This window comes from Methylosinus sp. LW3, from assembly GCF_000527115.1.
Lineage (GTDB): Bacteria > Pseudomonadota > Alphaproteobacteria > Rhizobiales > Beijerinckiaceae > Methylosinus.
The window spans coordinates 2285094-2306447 of sequence record NZ_AZUO01000001.1 but is presented as its reverse complement, the minus strand read 5'-3'; the positions used below and the strand labels follow the sequence as shown (position 1 = coordinate 2306447).

Genomic DNA, 21354 nt, shown 5'->3' with positions numbered 1-21354 from the left:
TTTCCGAACGTCATCCCCCGGCAGGCGCCGGCGCATAGGCTTCACGCATGGAGGCGATCTGTGCGACCTTCTCGGCGAGCGCGCTCCAATCGTCACGCTCGGCGATATGCGCCCAGATCGATTCGACCTCTTCGATCAGCATAGTGCAGGGGACGGGGCGACGGAAATAGGGATGGTCGAGATTGGCGGCCGGCGATGTCTCATGCGCGGCGAGCGCCTCGCGCAGCCCTTGGAATTCCGGCGCGTCATAGGCCGCCGCCTCCGGGCTAGCGGCGGCGCGTTCGCGGCTCGCCATGCCGCCGCGCCAATCGAAGAATGTCTGCTCATAGGGCGCTTGCGTCTTGCCGAGAAACTCCAGCAATCCTTTGGCGAGAGCGGCGTCCTGCTCGGGATCGTCCGCCGGCAGCAGGCCGAAGCGATCGAGCAGAGCGAGCTGGAACTCGCGCTGGAGGACGGCCTGATAGCCGCCGAGAATCTGCTCGGCGCGCTGCAGCCCGACATGCGGCAGAATGGTCTCGGCGAGGCGGGTGAGATTCCAGCCGAGCGCGCCCGGCTGGCGGCCGAAGGAATAGAGCCCACTGTCGTCGAAATAGGCCGCTGTGAATTGCGGATCATAGCGCGGCGCGAAGCGCCACGGCCCATAGTCGAAGCTCTCGCCGGTGACGTTGATATTGTCCGAGTTGAGCACGCCATGGACGAAGCCCGCGGCCATATAGCGCGCGCCGAGCCGCGCCACGCGCGCGCCGACGCGCTCGAGAAAAGCGCCGGCGCGGCTTTCCGACGGCTCGCCGGCCAGCTCGGGAAAATAATTGGCGACGCAATAGTCGATGAGCCGTCCGAGCGCTTCCTGGTCGTCGAGATGGGCGAGGCGCTGAAACGTGCCGATCCGAATATGGGAATGGGAGAGCCGCACCAGCACGCTGGAGCGCGTCGGCGACGGCTCGTCGCCGCGATAGAGCGGCTCGCCGGTCTCGATCAGGCTGAAGCTCTTGGAGGTGTCGACGCCCTGCGCCTCCAGCATCTCCGTGGCGAGAATCTCGCGCATGCCGCCTTTCAACGTGAGCTTGCCGTCGCCCTGGCGCGACCAGGGCGTGCGACCGGAGCCTTTTGTGCCGAGATCGAGCAGTCGGCCGTCCGCGGCGTCGCGCAATTGCGTGAACAGAAAGCCGCGGCCGTCGCCAATGTCCGGATTGTAGGTGCGGAACTGATGGCCGTGATAGCGCAGCGCCAGCGGCTGCGGAAAGCCGCCGGGCAGGGGCTCGAAACGGCCGAGATGGGCGATCCATTCCTCTTCCGTCAGCGTATCCAGACCGACGCGCGCCGCCCAGCGCTGATTGCGATAGCGCAGAATATGCTGCGGAAAGCGGGCGGGCTCGACACGGTCGAAGAAGCCGTCGCCGAGCGTGGCGTGGAGGGTCTCGGCGCGATAGCGCGGGGAAGGGGGCATGGGGTTCTCGGCTCTCGCTTTGGCAGAAGATTCTGCGACCAGAGACGCCCCGAAGCAAGCCGGGCGCCCGCGCGGGCCGAAGCGAGCGTTGCGGCGCCCTATGCGACAAAAAAGGCGGAGAGCATCTCTCCGCCTCGACGCTAGACCGCTTTCGCAAGCTGTTCAGTGCAGGCTGACGCCTTGCCGCAGCTTGTTGATCTCGTCCTTGAGCTGAAGCTTCTTGCGCTTCAATTCGTGGAGCTTCGAATCGTCGTATCGGGGATGGTGCTGAACCTGATCGATCTCTTTCTTGAGCGCCTGATGGCGGCGTTCGAGCTCGACGAGATGGGTCTGTAGCGACATACGGCGCCTCCTTTGGTTGATGACAGAAGGACGACGCCAGTGTGACATGAATTCCAAGGCCTGCAAGGGGCGAAGACGTCGCGGGCCAATGAATTATTTCGCCCAAAGCCGCTGTTCGCGGAAGGAAATCTTAACGCTTGGGGACGCTGGGGCCGGGGTTTTGCGACAGGGCGTGGAAACTGTCGAAGGGCGCTTGCGCCTCGGCCCGACTGCCATTATACGGGCTTCACTCGCGCCGGACGGAGCAAGCATCCGAACGGCGCCGGGGGCGCGTAGCTCAGCGGGAGAGCACTACGTTGACATCGTAGGGGTCACAGGTTCAATCCCTGTCGCGCCCACCATTCTGATCCACCCTACGCTCGATCCATTCCGCCGCCCGATGACGAAAATCGCATCGGGCGAAATTTTTTGTCGGTCACGCGACGTCTCGTTCCTTGCCTAGCCTCGCCGCGCCGATATTCGGCGGGCTTTCTATTTCAATTCGACGTTCTGCGGCCTATATCATCGAAATTGAGCTTGTTACTCGAGCCGAATCTGTCGCCGAGGGAAGTCGCTGATTGCCTTCGAATTCGATATCGGCTCCAATAGAAAAAGATTCGACCGAGGAGGGAAAGGCCATGTCCGAAGCCGAAGACAAAGCGCTCGTCGCGCAGATACTCTCTTCCTATCTTTCGAATAATACTGTTGCGCCTCTCGACCTTCCTTCTGTCATCGCAGCTGTGAAAAAAGCCTTCGGCGGCGCCGACGCCGAGACGTCGAATGCAACGGACGGCGAGGCCAAGCAGTGGCGGCCTGCCGTTCCGGTGAAGAAATCCGTCACAGCGGATGCGATTACTTGCCTTTGTTGTGGTGAGCCGTTCAAATCCTTGAAGCGTCATCTTCAGGCCGAGCACAAGCTGACGCCGGATGATTATCGCGCCGCATTCGATCTAAAGAGCGATTATCCGATCGTCGCGCCCAATTACGCTGCGCAGCGCTCGGCTCTGGCCAAATCGCTCGGCCTCGGCCGCAAGCCGGCGGCGAAGACCGTTTCCGCCGCGAAGAAGCGCGGCGCGCCGCTGCGCAAGGCCGCCGCCGAGGCCTGACGGCGAGGTCTGACGGAAAGCCGCGCCGCGGGTGAGCTCGTCCGCCGGCGCGTCTCACTCGGCGTGATAGGCGTCGAAGGCGCCTCCGCCCGCATAGGGCGAATAGGCGTAGGGGCCATATTTGCGCGCCTTCGCCTCGATCACCAGATTGAGCGCGACGCCCGCTATTCTGCCGCGATCGGGAAGCCGCTCGATCGCATGAGCGACGGTTTCGCGCGGCGTCGCCGCCCAGCGAATGACGACGACAGTCTTATCGACGAGTCCGGCGATGAGAATCGGATCGACGACGGGGCCGATCGGCGGCGTGTCGACGATGACGAGATCGAAGCTCCCGCGCACCGCGGCCATGAGCGTTTTCATCTTCTCGGAGGCGAGCAGATCGGCGGGCGCCTGTATCTCGCCGCCGGCCGGAAGAACCCATAGTCCCCGCTTCTCTTCGAAGAAGATCGCGGCTCCCGGGCTCGCGGAGCCGATGAGCAGCTCGACGAGGCCGGGCCTCTGCTCGGCGCGGAAGAGCTTGGACGCGGCGCGGCGGCGCAGATCGGCGTCGATCAGCAGCGTGCGCAGGCCCGATTGCGCGGCGGAGGCGGCGATCGCCGCGGCGATCGTCGTCGTTCCTTCGCCGGGGACGGCGGAGGCGAGCTGAATCAGCTTGGGGGGATCGTCCACATCGCTCATGGCGATGGCGCTGCGCAGCGCGCGGAGCCCCTCGCTGGCGCGCGACAGAGGTTTTGCGCGCACGAGATCGACGAGGGCGGGGGCGCTCGAGGCGATTTTGGGAATGGAGCCGAGCAGAGGCAGACCGAGCGTCGTCTCGATCTGCGCCATCGTCGTGAAGCCCGTGTCCGCCAATTCGCAGGCATAAGCGGCGCCGAGCCCGAAGAGGGCGCCGAGCGCCAGCGCGATCAGCAGCGTCTGCTCGGCGTCGGGCCAGGACGGGGCGTTCGGCGTGAGCGCAGGCGATATGATTCGTGCGTCGCGCGGCTCGAATTTGGCTTGCTGCTCGACTAGGCGCGCGCGGCGCATCGTCTCATCGAGAAGCTTGCGATCGGCCGCGGCGGCGCGCTCCAGCTCGTTGAGCCGGGCGAGCCGCTCCTTGCCGCGATCCTCGGACTCGGAAATCTCGCGAAGCGCCGTATCCGCGGCCTCGCTGTTTTTTTCTGCGAGCTCCAGCTCCTGGCGCACGCCGGCCGCGAGGCGGCGCCGCTCGGCGTCCATGGCGCGGGCGGTGTCGGCGATCTCGGCGCGCAGCGCGACCACGGAGGGATGCGCCGCCGTGTAGCGGGCGCGCAGCTCCGCCTCGCGGCGGGAGAGCTGGTCGGCGCGCTGGCGAAGCTCGTCGAGCGCTCCGCCGAGGCCCGGCAGCTCGGCGGCGGCGCCGCCACGGCTCTCGATCCGCTGCAGCAGCTCGAGGCGAGCCTTGCGCTCCGCCGTCTCCGCCCGCGCCACGGCCGCGCGCTGCGCAATGGCGGTCTGCTGCTTCGCCGGCGTGGAAGGGCCGGCGGCGGCGCGAAACTGCGCCAGCGCCTCCTCGGATGCGCGCGATTGCCGTTGCAGCGCCACGAGCCGCTCGGCGAGCCAAGCGGAGGCGCGCCGCGCCGCCTCGAGCCGCGTGTCCAGCCTGTCGACCACGAAAGCGTCGGCGATCGCGTCGGCGAGACGCGCCGCTTTCGCCGGATCGGTCGAGGTGACGACGATCTTTATCACCGGCGAGTAGCGCAGCTGGGCGACGGAGAGAGCATTCCGCAAGCGGTCGAGCGCCGCGGCGCCGAATTCGAGATCGTCGGCCAGCCTTTCCCGCTCCACGACGCGCCGCAGCAGCGCCGCCGATCTTATGACCGCTATGTCGCTCTTCATCGTCTGCCGGTTGATCGGCGCATGCGCCAAGATCGCATCGGCGCCGATCGAACGATCCGGCCGCATCTCGATCAGCAATTGCGCGGAGGCGGTGTAGCGCGGCGTCGCCATGACCAGGAAGGCCGCGCCGGCGAGCAGGGCGAGCATTGTCGCGCCGAGCAGCGGCGGCCAGCGCCGGCGGAGGAATTGCGCAGCGGCGCGGAGCTTGCGGCTGCGCGCGTCGAGCCAGAACGCCGTCGTCGAGCGCTCGCGCATCGCTCGCGGCGCGGTCAGAAGCGGTCCGCGAACAGCATGCGGCGGCTGTCGCCCTCGAGCACGAGAGCGGTGAGCACCGAGGTCGCGAAAGCTCCCGTGTCGACATTGATGCGATTGGGCTGAATGTCCGGCTCGGAGACGGGCGTATGGCCGTGGACGATCACTTTCCCCCATCCGCCCTCGAAGCTCAGAAACTCCTCGCGGATCCAGAGCAGATCTTCGGCCTTCTGCTGGGCGAGCGGCACGCCGGGCTTCACGCCCGCATGGCAGAAGAAATAATCTCCGAAGCTCGCCGTCAGCGTCGTCTCCAGCATGAATTGCAGATGGTGATCCGGAAGCCGCGCCGTCAGCGCGCGGCGCGCGTCCTCGTAATTGCGGCCGCGCATGACGGAGGAGACGTCCACCCCATAGGAATGCAGCGTCTCCACGCCTCCGAACTTGCGCCAGCCCTCGAGCACGGATTCGTCCTCGAGGAAGCGCAGAAATATCTCCTCGTGATTGCCGCGCAGCGCGATGAAGGGCGTCGGAAAATCGCGTCGGCTCAGCCATTCGACCACGGTCGAGGATTGCAGCCCGCGATCGACATAGTCGCCGAGGAAGATCGTCAGCGTCTCCGCCGGCGCAGTGTCGAGCTCCGCCTCGATCCGCCGCGCGAGCGTGTCGAGCAGATCGGCGCGGCCGTGAATGTCGCCGACCGCATAGATGCGCAAATTGGGAGGAAGGACGGTCGGAAGCCCGGTCTGCAAAGCCTGAAATTGCGTCAATCTCGAAATCGTCATCTCACTGGCCCGGTCCCCGTCGCGCCCCGAGTTTTGACGTGACGGATCGCAAGTCTAGAGCATATCGCCCGCCGACGAAATCGCGAGAGGCCGCGTTTCGTCGCGCTTTTATGCGCGCGCGGAATCGAGCGAGCCCCATTGTTGACATATTATCTCGCCTATGCTCAAGATCGAGCATCCCGCTTTTAGTGGTAAATCACTGTTTGCGCTGGGAATATTTTCAATATGAGGGTAGCGTCGCCGGCATCTAGGGATCGAATTGCCTTTCGTCTCCAGCTGGCCGACATCGGCTGGACGACGGCTGCGCCTTTCATCGCCCTCGCCCTGCGCGACCCTCAGCTGCTCGAGGCCGGCGATCTCGCGCACGACCTGCCCGCGCCTTATCGCTACGCCTTCCTATCCATCGCCTGCACGCTGCTGGTCATGTGGGGTTTCCGCCTCAGCGACCGCATGGGGCAGTTTTTCTCGCTGCGCGACGCTGTCGATGTCTGCGTCGCCTCGGCCTGCGCGGTCGCCTCGAGCAGCGTCGTTCTGTTCACGCTCACGCGGCTCGAGGGCGTGCCGCGCTCCACGCCGCTGATCTATGTCCTCGTGCTCGCCGCCGGCCTCATCGCGATCCGGGGGATGACGCGCCTGCATCACCGGGAGGTCTGGCGCAGGGAGCTCGAGACCGACATCGCCGATCCGTCGGTGGCGTTGCGGCGCGTGATCCTGATCGGCGTCGATCGCTTCGCCTCTGTGGCGATCAAGCTCATCGACTATCAGCTGCCGCGGACGACGCAGATCGTCGCCGCGTTGGACGCGCGGCCTTCCTTCGTGGGGCGCAAGGTCGGCGGCGTCTCGATCGTCGCTCTACCGCAGGACATTGGCGCGGTGCTCGACGAATATGCCGAGCATGGCGTCGAGATCGACGAAGTGTGGCTCGCCGACGATAAGGAGGCCTTGCCGGCCGAGCTGCTGAAGGATGTCGCCGCGCAATGCGACGCGCGCGGCCGCGATTGCGTCCCCATTGCGGAAGCGCTCAATCTCGCCCCGCGGCAGGCGCGGCCGGCGCGGCCGGAGACGCCGCTCGGAGGGCCGCCGGACGGGCGTTTCGACACGCCGGATTATTTCGGCTCCAAGCGCGTGATCGATCTTCTGGCGACGAGCCTGCTGCTCGTCATCGCCGTGCCGACGGCGCTGATCGTGGCTTGCGCCATCCTCATCGACGTCGGCGCGCCCATCGTTTTCTGGCAGCAGCGGGTGGGACGCAATGGCGAGCGCTTCTTCGTCTATAAGTTCCGCACCTTTCGGCCGCCCTTCGACCGCCATGGCCGCCGCGTGCCCAAGGAGCGCCGCTTGTCGAGGATCGGCCGCGCCATTCGCGCCGCCCGGCTGGACGAGATTCCGCAGCTCTACAATGTGATTATCGGCCATATGTCGTTGATTGGCCCGCGCCCTCTGCTGCCGGTGGATCAGCCGGCCGATCCGCGGCGGCGGCTCAGCGTGCGGCCGGGCGTCACCGGATGGGCGCAGATCAAGGGCGGAACGCTGGTCACGCCCGAGGAGAAGAACGCGCTCGATGTCTGGTATATTCGCCACGCCTCGTGGCGGCTCGATCTGGCCATCGTCTTCGGCACGCTCGCCATCGCCTTCACCGGGGAAAGACTGAATCGGGCCGCGGTCGATCACGCCACCGGCTGGTATCGCCGCGAGTTCGAAGGCGCGCGCGGAAGGGCGGAGACGGTCGGCCTGCGGCCGCAGGGCCGAGCGAAATCGCCGACGCTGGCGCCGGGGCGATCGATCTGAGGCGGCGCTACCGGACTTCCTCTCGCTCGGCCTTCTGCGGCGTTGGCGCGATCTTCGTCGTAGAAGTCAGCCGCTTCTCCAACGCCATCAATGCGAGGATCGACTCCGCGACGAGCCGCTGCAGCGCGTAATAGAGGCCGGCGCGGCCGTCGAGAAACAGGCCCTTGGCGAAATAGGCGTAGAGGAAGACGACGATCGGCGCCAGCGGCGGAAGGCTGCGCAGACGGCGGATCAGCGAGGGCGGCTCGTCCGCGTCGAGCCGCTCCACCTCGCGCGACATATAGCGGATTTGCGAGGCGACGAAGCGCGCCGTGGATTTGCGATCGTCATGGGTGATTTTGCCCGCGAGCGTCTCGACCGGGCCATCGACGCGCCAGCCCTCGGCATGGCCGCGATCATAGACACGGAAGCGCCCCTGGCGCAAAAGCACGGCTTTCGGCGGATAGAGCGAGCCGCTCAGCGGCCGGCCGAAAATCTCATAATCGAAGGCGATCTCATAGGCCGCGACATCCGGCCCCGGCCGCAGCGCGCGCAATTCCTCGATGAGCGCGTCGCCGAGGCGATAATCGGCGTCGAGACGCAATATCCATTCGGTGGCGACGCCGGTCTCCGTCATGGCGAAGCGCCATTGGCTCGCATGCGTGTCGAAAGGCCGCGAGAAGACGCGCACGCGCGCATCGGCGCGCAGGATCGCCAGCGTTCGATCGGCGCTGCCGCTGTCGACGACGACAATGGACCTCGCCCAGCGCAGCCGCGACAAAGTGCGGGCGATGTTCGGCTCCTCGTCATAGGTGAGGAGAACCGGGGTGATCCGATCCAGCAGGGAAGGGCGGGTCATATTACGGGACGCCTCGCATGGAAGATTGCTTTAGCACATCTTCGTAATGCGCGACCATTTCCGCGGCGACGGCGGTCCAGCTCCATCGCTTCTCGACGGCGACGCGCCCGCGCGCGCCCATCTCCTCGGCTGCGCACGCATCGGCCGCGATGATCGCGAGGCCGCGCGCGATAGAGCCGGCCTCCGGCGCGACGACGACGCCCGCGCGCTCGCCCGTGACCGCCTCGGCGACGCCGGCCGTATGGGAAACGACGACCGGCCGGCCATGCGACATCGCCTCGAGAGCGACATTGCCGAAATTCTCATTGAGCGAGACGAGCGCGAGACAGGCGCAGGCGCGATAGAGCGCCGATCGGTCCGGCTCGCCGATCTGCCGCGCGATGATCGTCACGCGCGCGCTGACGCCGAGCCGCGCGCAAAGACGCGCCAGCTCCGCCGCGCGACCATGCTCGTCATTGCCGGCGATGACGCAGCGCAGATCGGGCGTCAGAGCGACGGCCTCGATCAGCGCCTCGAGATTTTTCTTCCAGTCGATGCGTCCGAAGGCGAGGACAAAAGGACCGCCGGTGATGGCCGCGGCGACATCGCCGGTGATATTCTGCTCTGCTCGCAGGTCTGCGGCGTCGACGCCGTGGCCGATGACGGCCAGAGGCGGCAGATCGAAGCGGAAGGCGCGCAGATCGTCGGCCTCGCGCCACGAGGCGAGATGGAGCGCCGCCGCCTCGCGAATGGTGCGGCGCTCGAACAGTGCGATCCAGGCGGATTTGATGAGCGCGCTCTTGGCCCGCACCAGCGAGGCGACCAGCATTCCATGCGGCGAGAGCACATAGGGCGCGCCGTGGCGCCTCGCTATGCGCGCCGCCGCCAATGGCGGCCACAGATAGACGGAATGGAGATGCAGAATATCGAAATCCGCCGCATGGCGTCGCAGCGCCACGCCCATGGCGGGGGATCGGTAGATACGTCGTCCGATGCCGGTGGCGAAATAGGTGACGCCGACGCCGTCGAGATCGACGCGCGCGCCGAGCGGCGTCGGCGTGACGCCGGGACCATCGACATTGGTCGTATAGACCTCGACCGCATGGCCGAGCGCCGCTTGCGCCTTGGCGAGCCCATGCACGGCGTGGATCGTGCCGCCATAGCGGACCGCCGGCAGATAGGTCGGCGTGACATGGAGAATGCGCAGTCTCGTGCCTCCGTCAGCGCGCCTCGGCGAGGCAGTCGAGCATCGCCTCGAGCAGGCGCTCGCATCCGGCCTCGACGCGATAGTCGCGGCTCTGCGCGCGGCCATTTGCGCCCATGGCGCGCAGCCGCGCGATCGGCGTGCCCGCGATCTCGCGCAGCACCCGCTCGAGCGCCGCGCCGTCGCTGGCGGGGATCAGCCATCCATTTTCCGCGGTGACGCGCTCGACCGCGGCGCCGGTCCGATCGCTCGCCAGAACGGGCATGCCGGCGGCCATGCCCTCGATGACGACGAGCCCCCAGCCGTCGTGGCGCGAGGGCGCGACCAGCACATCGGCGCGGGCGTAGACTTCTGGCAGCGCGTCCATCTGCGTGAAGCCGATGCGCTCGATCCGATTTGGAAAGCGCCGCGCCAGCCGCTCCACATCCTCGCGCAGCGGCCCGTCGCCGACGAAGACCGCGTCGAGCGCGACGCCCTCAGTGAGCATTCGCTCGAGAGCGGCGAGGAGGAGATCGACGCCTTTGCGCGCGATCAGCGCCCCGGAGAACAAGAGGCGGGGCGCGCGCGGCTCGGCGTCGCCGCGCTCGATCGCCAGAAAGCCCGAGAGATCGGACGTATAGGGGAGGTTTCGATAGCGTCGGCGCGGGCCGAACTCGCGCCGATAGGAGGCGACGGCCATCTCGCCCATGCCCCACATTTCGGCGGCGCTCGCATGAAAGGCGCGCATGGCCCAGCGCCTATAGAGCGCGCCCAAGACTGGCGGCGCCTGATAGCCGAAGCGCTCGCCCCAAAATGCGAAAGGATGGCCGGAGGCGAAGCGCAGCTTCAGCAGCCGCCGCACGACTGGATGGCGATAGCCGACGAACACGCAGAGATCGCTGTCGCGCATCCATTGCGCCAATTGCTCGAAAGGCGTCTCGCTGCAACAGGCGTGCTCATGCGCCAGCGTCGGCGCGCGCCATTCGCGATCCGGCGCGCGCATGCGCTCATAGATCACCCGCAGCGCGATCCGCCCCTCCGCGGCGAGGAGATCGAACAGGCGCGCCTGATAGGGCGAGGGCATGTTGGTCACGATGACGACGGTTCGCATTTCTGCTCGCTATCGTCTCGGGCGGGCGGCGTCGTTGCGCCGGATTGGCCGCTGGATTTCTTGGAGGTGACGAGGCTGACGACCGTCCATGCGAGCACGGCGTAGGTCATCAGAATGATCTCCTGCATCGAGCGCATGCCGACGAAGAACACCATCAGGCCGAGGCAGTAGAGAACGCGGGCGTTCTCGCTGCGCTCGCGCAGCAGCGCCGTCCAGGAGGCCGCCGCCCAGCCGAGCAGCAGCGCGCCGAGGATGACGGCGGCGATCCCATAGGAGGCGTAGAGCTCGCCGATGATCGAGCTGGACAGCGAGACGTCGGATTTGCCGACCAGCCCCGGCAGGCTGAAGCCGGCGTCGATCGGCTTGTCCGGCCATAGCGCGCGCGGAATGGGCCGCACCAGCACGTAATAGATCTGCTTCCAGCCGACATATTCGACGACATCCGGGAAATAATGAATGATCTGGGCGAGCCGCAGGAAATTATCGTCGACATGAAACTGGCCGGCGAACTCGAAATCCTCGAGGCCGACGTCGCCGCTCAGAAAGCCGTCGAGCCCGACATTGCGGATCAGCAGGATGAATTGCAGCAGGCTCAGCACGCCGACCGCGCCGCCGGCGACGACCACAGTTCGCACGATGGAGAAACGCTCCTTCAATATCATCCACAGCAGAAGGCCGGAGCCGAGCATCATGCCGATGATCCGGCGGCCGCCGCTCTGCGCGATGAAGGCGCAGACGATGGCGGTGAGCAGAACGGAAATCCAGACGCGCGGATCGGCCCAGCGCGCCTTGGCGCGCGTCGCCACCAGCACCGTCGCCGCCGGCAGCACATAGCCGAAATAGGCGAGATGATCGATGAAGGCGTCCCAGCCGCCGAGATCGCCGCGCGACCAGGGCGCGCTGAAGCGCGGCTGAAACAGCCCGTCGATCATCCGCGCCGGATCGAATCTCGCCGGTATGCCATAGGAGGAGATGCACAGAGCAAAGCAGAGGCAGACGGCGATGAAGGCGTTTTGCGCCGGCAGATCCGCCCGCGCTGCGCGTGCGATCGGCCTCGGCGCGCCGATCGCCGGAATGAGCCGCCCGAGCGGGATGAATATGGCGAAGACGGCGATCGTCTCCAGCGCGGCGATCACATCGTCGCGGCCGAGCTCGTCCAGCGGATAGGCGCCCTGCAGCAGATCGAGCAGGATCCAATAGATGATCGCGACGAGGAGAAGATTCTCGGCATGCAACAAGCCGTGCAGCCCCTCGGCCAGACCGCGCATCAGCGGGATTGCGAGCAGGCTCGCCGCCAATGCCGCCGCCGGCAGGAACATGGCGCCCTGCGGCGCGTAGTCGATCGGCGTCAGCGCGACGGCGAGGACGGCGCCGGCGCCGATGATGGCCGAGCCGGCGAGCGCGACGCCGGCGTCGCCGGGAAGCGGGCGCATGCCCGCTAGGCTCCCGCGGCCGCGTCGCGCCGGCGCAGCGCTTCACGCCCGATCTCGCGCAGCTGCCCGATCACCGCCTCGGGCCTAAAATCGGCGGCGCGGGAGATCGCGCGCGCCGACATTGCGGCGAGGCGCTGCGGATGGCGCAGCGCCCAGAGCAGCGCGTCGCGCAGAGATGCGGCGCTCTGATCCGGCAGCAGCAGGCCGCTCGCGCCGTCGAGCACGACGTCGCCGCAGCGCCGCGAGACGATCGCCGGCAGCCCATGCGCCTGCGCCTCGAGCTGGGTGAGCGCGAAGCCGTCGGAATGCGTCGGCAGGACGAACACATGCGCCTTTCGATAGAAGTCGGAGGTCTCGTCGCGCGGAACCTCGCCGAGGAAGCGAATATCGGCATAATCCTTTTGCGCGGCGGCGCCCAGCTCGTCGCGTCCGACGACGAGAAATCGGATCGGCTCGCCGCGCAGCATGGCGGCCGCCTCCAGCAACGTCCGCGCGCCCTTGCGCAGCGAGAAGGCCCCCAGAAAAAGCACTGTGAGCGGATGATCCGCGTCGAAACGCTCCGGGTAATGCAGCGCCGCGCTCGGGCGCTCCGGGCGATACATCAGCGGCGCAATGGCGAGCTTCCCGCGCGGGACGCCTTCGGCGATGAGACAGTCCCGCGCCCAGACGGAATTGACGAGGATCATATCCGCTGTCTCGCATTCCTCGCGCCAGCGGCGCCAATAGGTCTCGGGCGGCGCATCCGCTCGCGCGCCCTCGTTCTGCGCCAGCGCCGAGATCAGCCGCGCCTCCTGCGGGCCGCCGTCGATCTGGTTCAGTATGGTGGCGAAGCCGCGGCTGCGCGCCACGCGCAGCGTCTGCGAGGCGGCGTAGCTGTAGCAGAGCGCGACGCCGCCCGCTGGCGCGCGTATGCTTTGCAGCCGCGCCGCAGCGAAACGGTCGAAGCGCAGATTATCGGCGAGGAGGCCGGACCAGTTCGCGCCCGGCGCCAGCCGAGCGACGCTCCGCGACATAATGGAAGGGAACGTGTCGGCGAAGACGCGCGCGCCCGCGAGCCGCGCCGTATAGCGCGCGGCGAGACGCGGGCTCACGGCGCGCAGCGCGCGGCTCCATGGACGATCGGGCGGCAGCCAGATATCGGTGATGAGCGCGCGCAGCAGGCCGCGCTCGTGCAGAGCGGCGGGCAGGGCGTAATGCTCGCGCGCGCCGATCTGGCAGACGATCCAATCCATGGGGTCATGCGCGTCAGAAATCGCTCCAGCCTCCTTTGCGCAAGGCGAGCTTGGCGGCGACCGCAGCCTTCGACACGAGGCGCCTGTGCGCGCGCATCCGCCAAAGATGATGCGGGATCATCGCCAGCCCGGCGACGACGCCGCGCCTGCGTCCCATCTGCAGGCAGAAGACGACGCGATTGGCGATCTGCAGCGCCGCCAGCGGATAGAAGCGCGGCGGATAGCGCAGAAAGGCGAGCAGCGCGATATTGGCGATGCTCGCCGCATTGATGCGCGGCTCGGCGTGATGCGCGAGATCGGAATTGTGGAACACACGCAGATAGGGCGTGAAGACGAGCCGGCGCCCGCGCTCGATGAGGCGTAGCGCCATATCCTCCTCCTCGACGCCATAGGCGAGCGGCAATGGCAGATAGCCGCCCGCCTCGAGGAGATGGCTGTGCCGAAACACAACGCCGCCGCCATTGAAGCCGCTGGTCTCGCGCAGCGCCCGCCGATCCGGCGCCGGCGCTTCGCCGGGATGGACGATCTGCGACGTCGCCAGAGAGAGATCGGGGAAACGCGCGAAAATCTCGCCGGCGCGGGCGAAGAAGTCCGCGTCCATCGGATAGGAATCATCGTCGAAAGCGGCGACGAGCTCGTGGCGCGCGGCCGCTGTCATCCGGTTGCGTCCGCCGCCCGGTCCGACGCTCGTCTCGCTGACGATGACGCGCGCCGCTGGAAAAGCTGCGCGCACCGCATCGGCGCAATCATGCCGCGCAGCGTCGACGTGAACGATGATCTCGGCCGGCGGCGGACGGCAGGCCTCGAGGCGCCGCAGCGTGTCCAATGTCTGCGCGATGCGCGCGAAGGCGGCCACTGTCGCGGTGATCTGTGGCGGCTCGCTCATCGTTCCGCCCATCCGGCGACGATGCGGGCGAGGCCTTTCGCGCGCCCGCGCAAAATCTCGCGCGAGAGCGGCCCTGCGGCGCCGAGCAGCCGCAGCGTCGAGCCGAAAGATTCGAGAATTGCGTAGGCGACGATGAGCGAGAGCGCATGCGCGCGCGAGCGCCCGAGCGTGCGGCGAAGGATCATATAGCGATTGAATATGTCGTCCTCGGCGGCGATCCGCGCCGAGACGCGCCCGCCCGCCGCATGAAAATGCGCGATGCGCGCGCGCGGCGCGAAATAGAGCGCGCCGAAGCGGCGCAGCTTCAAGGAGAGATCGACATCCTCGCTCATCGTGCAGCGATGCAGGAAGAAATCCGAGAATCCGCCGGTAGCGACATAGGCCGAGCGGCGGATCATCGCTGTTGCGCCACCGATCCATTCGCTCTCGGCGATGTCCGCCGGCGCCGGCGAGAAGCCGTAGCGCAGCAGCGGGCCGATGACGCGCCCTTGCCATTCGCCCTCGCCAAAGCCGAGCAGGCGGCGCAGCACGAAACGCCAAACGCGGGTCGGCGGCGGCCAGCCGTCATTGCTCATATTCGCCATCACGCCGACGCTGTCGGCCCGCGACGCGAGCGCGTGGGCGAGCTCCGCGACGCAATCTTTCTCGAGCGCGACATCGTCGTCGAGCAGCAGCAACAACGCTCCCCGCGACGCGTCGATCGCGGCGCGGCGCTGCCGCACCGCATTGGGCGGCGAGACGGCGAGGAAGCGGATTGCGAGGCCTCGCGCGCGCCAGAGCGGGTCTTCGGCGACCGCGCGCGTCTCCGCGTCTCCGCCGCCATCGGCGATGACAATCTCAAAAACGCCGAGCGTCTGCGTCGCGAGGGATTCGAGAAGCCGTCGCAGCGATTGCGCGCGGCCATAGGTCGGCACGATTGCGCTTATGCGCGGCGCGGTCTCGCGATCCTCTAGCATCGGGCGTCCTCGAGCCCGAGCGCCGCCGCGAATTTTGCCTGCGCGTCTCGATAAGAGAAATCGCGGTCGCCGGCCGCGCCGGCCGTCGCGCCGAGGCGTTGGCGCAGCAGCGGATCGTGCGCCAATGCGGCGAGCGCCGCGGCGAGCGCCGCCACGTTGGGCGTCTCGACATGCATCAGCGCGTCGTCATTGGCGCGCGACCATTCCGTCGCCGTGCAATCGGGCGGGCCGTAGAGAACAATGGGCAGGCGCGTGAGCGTGTAATCGACGAGCTTGCTCGGAAAGGAGAGGCGCATAGCGGGCCGCTCATCCTCGAAAAAAGAGAAGGGAAGAAACAGAGCGTCGGCGCGCGCCGTCAGCTCGGCGAGAAAATCTTGCCCCGCGACCATGCCGCCGATGATCGTCGAGGCGTGGCAAAGGCCGATGGATCGAGCCGCCGCCGCGGTAAGCGGGCCGAAGATCAGCATGCGCCCGCCGATGGCGGCCATGGCTGCGGCGGCGTCGCGCAGCGCCGCCGCGAGGCCCGGCCAATGGACGCTGCCCGCGAAAGCGAGCGTGAAGGGACGATCCGGCCGCGCTTGTGGCGCCATCGCCGTCGCCTCGCGCGCACGGAATGGCGGCAGCACATCGCCCGGCGCGCCATAGCGAGCGGCGTATTCCTCCGCCATTCGCGCAGAGATGCAGAGCCGCGACGCCGCGCCGCGATAGACGGCGCCGAAATAGCGATCGCGCGTGCGCTCATGCGCCGGGCTGCGCAGAGCGGTGCGCGGCCAATCGTCATGCATGATGAGATGCAGCGGCAGGCCGCGCCGCGCCGCGAAGGCCGCCGCCGCGCGCCAGGAATGATGCTGCCCCACTGTGACGATGGCGTCCACGCGCCAATCGCCGACGCGCCGCTGCACGCGCGGCGCGTCATAGGCGGCGAAGCGCTCGACCGCCGCCTCGAAATAGGACGCAAAGCGCGTGAATTGCAGGCGCGGCGGCTTGCGCGTCAATCCCGCATAGCGCACGCCCGGCAGGCGGCGGGCAGGGTCCGAGGGGCCGAGATAGCCCTCGACGATCCGCAGATTTTCGGCGGGCCACGACTCCAAGAGCCGATACAGAAACAGCGAGCCGTGACAGGAGCGCTCGACCGGCGCGCAGCCGCAATAGAGGAGATTCATGCGCGTCTCTCGTCGAGCCGTGCGAGCTTGGGCGGCGTCGTCGAGGGCAGGGCGACGAAGCCGAAGCCGAAGGATTGCTTGAAGTCCCAGCTGCCGCCGCCGACGTTGGAGAACGGCGTCTCGAAGGCGAGCGCCTCATAGACCTGATGATCCCAATTCACCATCGTCACCGCGGTGGCGACATCGATGCAATATTGTCCCGAGGCGAGATGGATCGGCGCCGCCTCTATCGTCAGCTCATAGCAGCCGGGCTCGGCGGGCAGCGACATGGCGTCGAAATGGCTCAATGACCAGAGCGCGATGCGCGCGCGCTGCGCATTGGCGAGAAACACATCGACGGAGAGGCCCGGCGTTCCATCCGTGTCGAGAATAATGCGCAGCCGCAGCGGCGTCCCCGGCAGATAGACGCGCGTCGGGCCGTCGTCGCCGATCATCTCGACCGAGCGTATGCGCGTATGCGCGCCGGCGCCCCAATCATGCTCGGCCTCGTCGGCGCCGCCGTCCTGCTGCAGCCTTCCATAGGCGGCGATGGCCTCGTCCACACTGCCTTGCAGCACGAGCCGTCCGCGATCGAAGACGAGGCCGCTCGTCGCGAGACTCTTCACCGCCGCGAGATTATGGCTGACGAGCAGAACCGTGCGCCCGCCTTTGCGCGAGACCTCGTCGATCTTGCCGAGGCATTTTTGCTGAAAGCGCGCATCGCCGACGGCGAGCACCTCGTCGACGACGAGAATGTCCGGCTCGAGATGGGCGGCCACGGCGAAGGCGAGGCGCACATACATTCCGCTCGAATAATGCTTCACCGGCGTGTCGATGAAGCGCTCGATCTCGGCGAAATCGACGATGGCGTCGAAGCGCTTCGCAATGTCGGCGCGGCGCATTCCGAGAATGGCGCCGTTGAGAAAAATGTTTTCGCGGCCGGTGAGCTCGGGGTGAAATCCCGTGCCCACCTCCAGCAGGCTGGCGACGCGGCCCTCGAGCGTCGCGCGGCCTTCCGTCGGATCGGTGATGCGCGAGAGGATCTTCAGCAAAGTGGATTTGCCGGCGCCGTTGCGGCCGACGACGCCGACGATTTCGCCCTCGGCGATTTCGAAGGAGACGTCGCGCAGCGCCCAGAAACGCGTGTCCGCCTCCGCCGCGCGCGCGCGGCCGCGCAGCCGCTCGAAAGGCGCCGCGGCGGCGTCCACTAGCGCCTCGCGCAGCGTGCGATAGGCGCGCGCCGGCGCGCCGATGCGATAGAGCTTCGACACGCCTTCGGCGCGGATGGCGATTCCGCCTCTACGCATCATACGATATCCGCGAAGCCGCGCTCGACGCGCGCGAAATAGGCGACGCCGAGGCAGAAGATCGCGAGCGCCGAGGCGCCGGAGATGACGACGCCGCTGATATCCGGCGGCGATCCGATGAGCGCGTGGCGGAAGCCGTCGATCATGCCGGCCATGGGATTGAGGAAATAGAGCCAGCGCCATTCTGTGGGAACGAGGGAGACCGGATAGGCGACCGGCGAGGCGAACATCCAGAATTGGATGAGAAAGGGCACGACATGGCGAAAGTCGCGATAGGCGACAGTGAGCGCCGACAGCAGCACGCCGACGCCGAGCGCCGTGATGACGACGCCGAGCACGAAGAAAGGCGCTGCGAGCTGGCTCCAGCGCAGGCCGACGCCGTTCCACGCCATGACGGCGAAGAGCAGCAGAGCGGAGATCGCGAGATCGACGAGCGGCGCGCCAGCCGTCGACAGCGGGATCAACAGGCGCGGGAAATAGACCTTGGTGACGATGTTGGACGAGGCGACGAGCGAAGCGCCCGCCGTCGGCGCGACATTGGCGAAGAAGGTCCAGGGCAATAGGCCCGCCAGCGCGAAGACGGGGTAGGGCGCGCCATCGGACGGTAGGCCGGCGAGACGTCCGAAGACGATGGAGAGCACGATCATCATCGTCAGCGGCTGCAGCAGCGCCCAGGCGGCGCCGAGCGCGGTCTGCTTGTAGCGCAATTTGAGATCGCGCGCGGCCAGCACATAGAGCAGCTCGCGATAGGCGAAGGCCTCGCGAAAATCATAGAGGCGCCAGCCGGGGCGCGCTTCTATGATCGTGATCGGCCTGCGCGCGTCGTCGCGCATCGAGGCCGAGGCGCGCTCGTCCATAGGGCTCATCTCTCCCTCGGCGTGGGCGCGAGGCCGATCTCGGCGCTGATCGTCTCGCCCGCGGCGCCGGCGCGCAGCAGCGCCTCGCGTATCTCGGTCTTTGTCTGCTCCGGCGAGAGATAGACGATGGAGACGAGCGCCTCGCGATCGGCGCCGGCCGCGCCCTCCCATCCGCCGAGCAGATCATCGACGATGCTGCGGCGCGCGGCGGCGGAGAGCTGCGGCCAGAGCGGAACGGCGAAACCGGCGCGCCGCGCCATCAGCCAGCCTTCATTGCGACCGACGAGCGCCGACATGAGAAGCGCGCGCTCGACCTTCGCCATCGGCTCCTCGGTCTCTAATCCGGCCTGCGCGAAAGCGAGCCAGGCGCCGCCGGAGAGTGGGGCGCGCGTCAGCAGATTGCGCGATCGCTCGCGCCGCTCCTCATCGCTCGCGCCGGCGTCGAGCTCGAGCAGCCGCGCCTGCGCCAATGTTCCGACCAATGGATCGCCGAGGAAAGGCGCGAGAGTCTTTCGCGCGGTCTTCGCCTCGGCGGAAAGATCAGCGAGGCCGAAGGAAAGCAGCCGCGCGGCCCCCGCCATGGCGGCTACACAGATCGCGATGATGACGACGGCGGTCACGATGCGGCTCATTCGGCGTAGTATTTCTTGTAGTAGCGGCCGCCGTAATAATAGGAATAGGCGTGCTTGCCGTATTTCTGCGCCTTGGAGTCGATCACTTGATTGAACACCACTCCGGCGACCTTCTTATGACCGGACAGACGCTCGATCGAATGCGCCACCATCTCGCGCGCCGTCGATGACCAGCGCACGATGAAGATCACCTTGTCGACGAGATTGGAGATGATGAGCGGATCGACGACCGGCCCTATGGGCGGGGTGTCTATGACGATGAGATCGAATTGCTCGCGCAGGCTCGCGACCAGCGTCCGCAGCCGCTCGGACAAGAGCAGATCGGGCGGGTTCTGCGTCTTGCCGCCGGCCGGGAGAAACCAGAGCTTCAATGTTTCATTGTAGACGAGCGCCGAATGCAGTTCCGCCGCGCCGATGAGACAATCGACGAGGCCGAGCTTCTTATCGGCGCCGAAATAGCGTGACGCCGAGGGACGGCGCAGATCGCCGTCGATGACGAGCACTTTTTGTCCCGATTGCGCCGCCGAGCCGGCGAGCGCTATGGCGAGCGTGGATTTGCCCTCGCCAGGGATGGTCGAGGTGAATTGCAAAACCTTGGGCGGATTGTCGACATCGCTCATCTGTATGGCGCTGCGCAGCGAGCGCAGCGCCTCGCTGAGACGCGACAGCGGCTTGGCGAGCGGATATTCGGGAATGGAGACGACGGAGCCGTTCACCGACAGCTCGCGCTGATCCATGCGCGAGATGGAGGCGAGCAGCGGCAGAGCGAGAAAATCCTCGATCTCGCGCGGCGTCGCGAAGCCGGCGTTGAACATCTCCAGCGCATAGGCGCCGAGCGTGCCCGCCATCAGGCCGAGGACGAGAGCGACGAGCATGGATTGAAGCGGCTTGGGCGAGGTCGGCGTGACCGGCGCCAGAGCCGGCGTGATGATGCGGGCGTCGCGCGCCTCGAAGGTCGATTGCTCCTGCGTCACGCGCTCGCGCTGCAGAAAATCCTCGAACAGGCTCTTGTTGACGGCGGCGGTGCGCTCCAGCTCGCGCAGCGTTATGGCTTTCGTATTGTCGAGATCATTGGCGCCGGTCACTTCCCGCAGCGTCTTCTCGATCGCCTCCTGCCGCGCCTTGGCCAGCTCGTGCTCATTGCGAATATTGGCGGCGAGGCGCTGCGACTCGGCGGCGATGGCGCGATGGACGTCGGCGATCTGCGCGCGCAGATTGACGACGGAGGGATGGCTCGGATTGTAGCGCGCGAGCAGCTCCGCCTCCTGGCGCGAGAGATCGCTCGCCTGTCGGCGCAGCTCCGCGCTGGCGCCGCTGGAGACGTCCGGCAGCTGCGCTATGCCGCCGCCGCGCGCGTCGAGCTTTTGCAGCATGTCGAGCCGCGCCTTCTTCTCGGCAGTCTCCGCCCGCGCCTGCACGAGACGACCGTTGAGCTGGGCGAGCTGATCCTGATTGAGCGTCGCGCCGGGCGTGGAGCCGCTGAGATTATTCTCGGCGCGAAAGCGCGCCACCGCCTCCTCGGATTCGCGCAGCTGCTGACGCAGCTCGACGAGGCGATCGGACAGCCAGGCGGAGGCGCGCCGCGCCGCCTCGAAACGCGCGTCCAGCTTGTCGACCACATAGGCGTCCGCGATCGCATTGGCGAGATTTGCGGCCTTCTCCTTGTCCGCGGAGGTGAAGGAGACGTTGATCACATAGGCCTGGCCGGCGCGCGCCACGGCCACCGCCTGCTTGACGTTCTCGACGGTGGCGACCGTCTCGGGAGAGCCGCCGAGCGCGGAGGCGACCGTTCTGGCGGGTGTCTGCGGCGTATTGCGGGAGAGCAGCTCGCGCAGGCGGTCGAGGAGACCGCCGCCGCCGACGCGGGTCCGCGCGCCGAACTCCGCATCCTCGACGAGCCGCTCCTTCTCCACGACGCGGCGGAGCAGCGCACTGGATTTGATGATGGCGATCTGGCTCTCGATCGTCGGCAGATCGAGCGCGGCGTCGGTCATGATCGCGTCCTGCCCGCCGGCCTTCTCCTTATGCGGATCGAGCAGCAGCTGCGCCGAGGCGGTGTAGAGCGGCGTCGTGCGCGCCGTTTCGACGGCGGCGACGAGCAGGAACAGCGCCGTCACCCCGGCGATCAGCTTCCACTGACGCCAGACGAAATTGACATAGCCATGGATGTCGAAGCCCGTTTCCGCTTCGGCCGGCGCGGGCGCCTCCCTTTGTGTCTCGAGACGTTTCAGCATCAATGCGCTTT

Annotated in this window: 18 protein-coding genes and 1 tRNA gene; 3 read left to right on the top strand and 16 right to left on the bottom strand. The window is 67.2% G+C overall.

Annotation, left to right across the window (positions count from 1 at the left end):
* Positions 1 to 10: 10 nt before the first annotated feature.
* Together METLW3_RS0111695 and METLW3_RS0111690 are read right to left on the bottom strand one after the other, a co-directional pair.
* A complete protein-coding gene (locus METLW3_RS0111695; RefSeq protein WP_024880097.1) occupies positions 11 to 1447 on the bottom strand; it encodes a protein adenylyltransferase SelO in 1437 nt (478 codons plus the stop codon).
* 162 nt (positions 1448 to 1609) lie between these two features.
* The gene (locus tag METLW3_RS0111690; protein WP_024880096.1) at positions 1610 to 1789 is read right to left on the bottom strand and encodes a DUF465 domain-containing protein; all 180 of its coding nucleotides are present in this window, start codon (positions 1787 to 1789) and stop codon (positions 1610 to 1612) included.
* A 266-nt stretch (positions 1790 to 2055) separates the two neighbouring features.
* Between METLW3_RS0111690 and METLW3_RS0111685 the strand changes: the two genes are divergently transcribed.
* Positions 2056 to 2130 (top strand) — tRNA-Val (locus tag METLW3_RS0111685).
* Positions 2131 to 2406: 276 nt separating this feature from the next.
* Complete coding sequence (locus tag METLW3_RS0111680) at positions 2407 to 2874, top strand: MucR family transcriptional regulator (protein ID WP_024880095.1); 468 nt, start codon at positions 2407 to 2409, stop codon at positions 2872 to 2874.
* A gap of 54 nt (positions 2875 to 2928) precedes the next feature.
* On the opposite strand, the gene METLW3_RS0111675 is transcribed toward METLW3_RS0111680, so the two are convergent.
* Together METLW3_RS0111675 and METLW3_RS0111670 are read right to left on the bottom strand one after the other, a co-directional pair.
* The gene (locus tag METLW3_RS0111675) at positions 2929 to 4986 is read right to left on the bottom strand and encodes a polysaccharide biosynthesis tyrosine autokinase (RefSeq protein WP_024880094.1); all 2058 of its coding nucleotides are present in this window, start codon (positions 4984 to 4986) and stop codon (positions 2929 to 2931) included.
* 14 nt (positions 4987 to 5000) lie between these two features.
* Complete coding sequence (locus METLW3_RS0111670; RefSeq protein WP_024880093.1) at positions 5001 to 5750, bottom strand: metallophosphoesterase family protein; 750 nt, start codon at positions 5748 to 5750, stop codon at positions 5001 to 5003.
* A 240-nt stretch (positions 5751 to 5990) separates the two neighbouring features.
* Between METLW3_RS0111670 and METLW3_RS0111665 the strand changes: the two genes are divergently transcribed.
* The gene (locus METLW3_RS0111665) at positions 5991 to 7553 is read left to right on the top strand and encodes a sugar transferase (protein ID WP_024880092.1); all 1563 of its coding nucleotides are present in this window, start codon (positions 5991 to 5993) and stop codon (positions 7551 to 7553) included.
* Positions 7554 to 7560: 7 nt separating this feature from the next.
* On the opposite strand, the gene METLW3_RS0111660 is transcribed toward METLW3_RS0111665, so the two are convergent.
* The 12 genes from METLW3_RS0111660 to METLW3_RS0111605 are packed head-to-tail and all read right to left on the bottom strand — an operon-like array spanning position 7561 to position 21343.
* Entirely contained in the window at positions 7561 to 8391 is an 831-nt protein-coding gene (locus METLW3_RS0111660; protein ID WP_051465409.1) for a glycosyltransferase family 2 protein, read from the bottom strand.
* A 1-nt stretch (position 8392) separates the two neighbouring features.
* Complete coding sequence (locus METLW3_RS0111655; RefSeq protein WP_024880090.1) at positions 8393 to 9682, bottom strand: glycosyltransferase; 1290 nt, start codon at positions 9680 to 9682, stop codon at positions 8393 to 8395.
* Entirely contained in the window at positions 9591 to 10664 is a 1074-nt protein-coding gene (locus METLW3_RS26855) for a glycosyltransferase family 4 protein (protein WP_024880089.1), read from the bottom strand. The genes METLW3_RS0111655 and METLW3_RS26855 overlap by 92 nt, the downstream gene beginning before the upstream one ends.
* Positions 10643 to 12097: an O-antigen polymerase gene (locus METLW3_RS0111645; RefSeq protein WP_024880088.1), complete on the bottom strand. Its 1455-nt coding sequence runs from the start codon at positions 12095 to 12097 to the stop codon at positions 10643 to 10645. Before METLW3_RS0111645 ends, METLW3_RS26855 begins: the two co-directional genes overlap by 22 nt.
* 5 nt (positions 12098 to 12102) lie before the next feature.
* Entirely contained in the window at positions 12103 to 13329 is a 1227-nt protein-coding gene (locus METLW3_RS0111640) for a glycosyltransferase family 4 protein (RefSeq protein WP_024880087.1), read from the bottom strand.
* 13 nt (positions 13330 to 13342) lie between these two features.
* Entirely contained in the window at positions 13343 to 14215 is an 873-nt protein-coding gene (locus METLW3_RS0111635) for a glycosyltransferase (RefSeq protein WP_036309513.1), read from the bottom strand.
* Complete coding sequence (locus METLW3_RS0111630; RefSeq protein WP_024880085.1) at positions 14212 to 15171, bottom strand: glycosyltransferase; 960 nt, start codon at positions 15169 to 15171, stop codon at positions 14212 to 14214. Before METLW3_RS0111630 ends, METLW3_RS0111635 begins: the two co-directional genes overlap by 4 nt.
* On the bottom strand, positions 15165 to 16334 hold the full coding sequence (locus METLW3_RS0111625; RefSeq protein ID WP_024880084.1) for a glycosyltransferase: 1170 nt from the start codon (positions 16332 to 16334) through the stop codon (positions 15165 to 15167). The genes METLW3_RS0111630 and METLW3_RS0111625 overlap by 7 nt, the downstream gene beginning before the upstream one ends.
* Entirely contained in the window at positions 16331 to 17623 is a 1293-nt protein-coding gene (locus tag METLW3_RS26850; protein WP_051465408.1) for a polysaccharide ABC transporter ATP-binding protein, read from the bottom strand. Before METLW3_RS26850 ends, METLW3_RS0111625 begins: the two co-directional genes overlap by 4 nt.
* Positions 17620 to 18486 (bottom strand): ABC transporter permease, encoded by an 867-nt coding sequence (locus METLW3_RS0111615; RefSeq protein ID WP_036290925.1) that lies wholly within the window; start codon positions 18484 to 18486, stop codon positions 17620 to 17622. Before METLW3_RS0111615 ends, METLW3_RS26850 begins: the two co-directional genes overlap by 4 nt.
* Positions 18483 to 19109 carry a hypothetical protein gene (locus METLW3_RS0111610; RefSeq protein WP_024880081.1) on the bottom strand — a complete coding sequence of 209 codons (627 nt, stop codon included), beginning with the start codon at positions 19107 to 19109 and terminating at the stop codon, positions 18483 to 18485. Before METLW3_RS0111610 ends, METLW3_RS0111615 begins: the two co-directional genes overlap by 4 nt.
* Positions 19106 to 21343: a polysaccharide biosynthesis tyrosine autokinase gene (locus METLW3_RS0111605; RefSeq protein ID WP_024880080.1), complete on the bottom strand. Its 2238-nt coding sequence runs from the start codon at positions 21341 to 21343 to the stop codon at positions 19106 to 19108. Before METLW3_RS0111605 ends, METLW3_RS0111610 begins: the two co-directional genes overlap by 4 nt.
* Between the last annotated feature and the right edge of the window lie 11 nt (positions 21344 to 21354).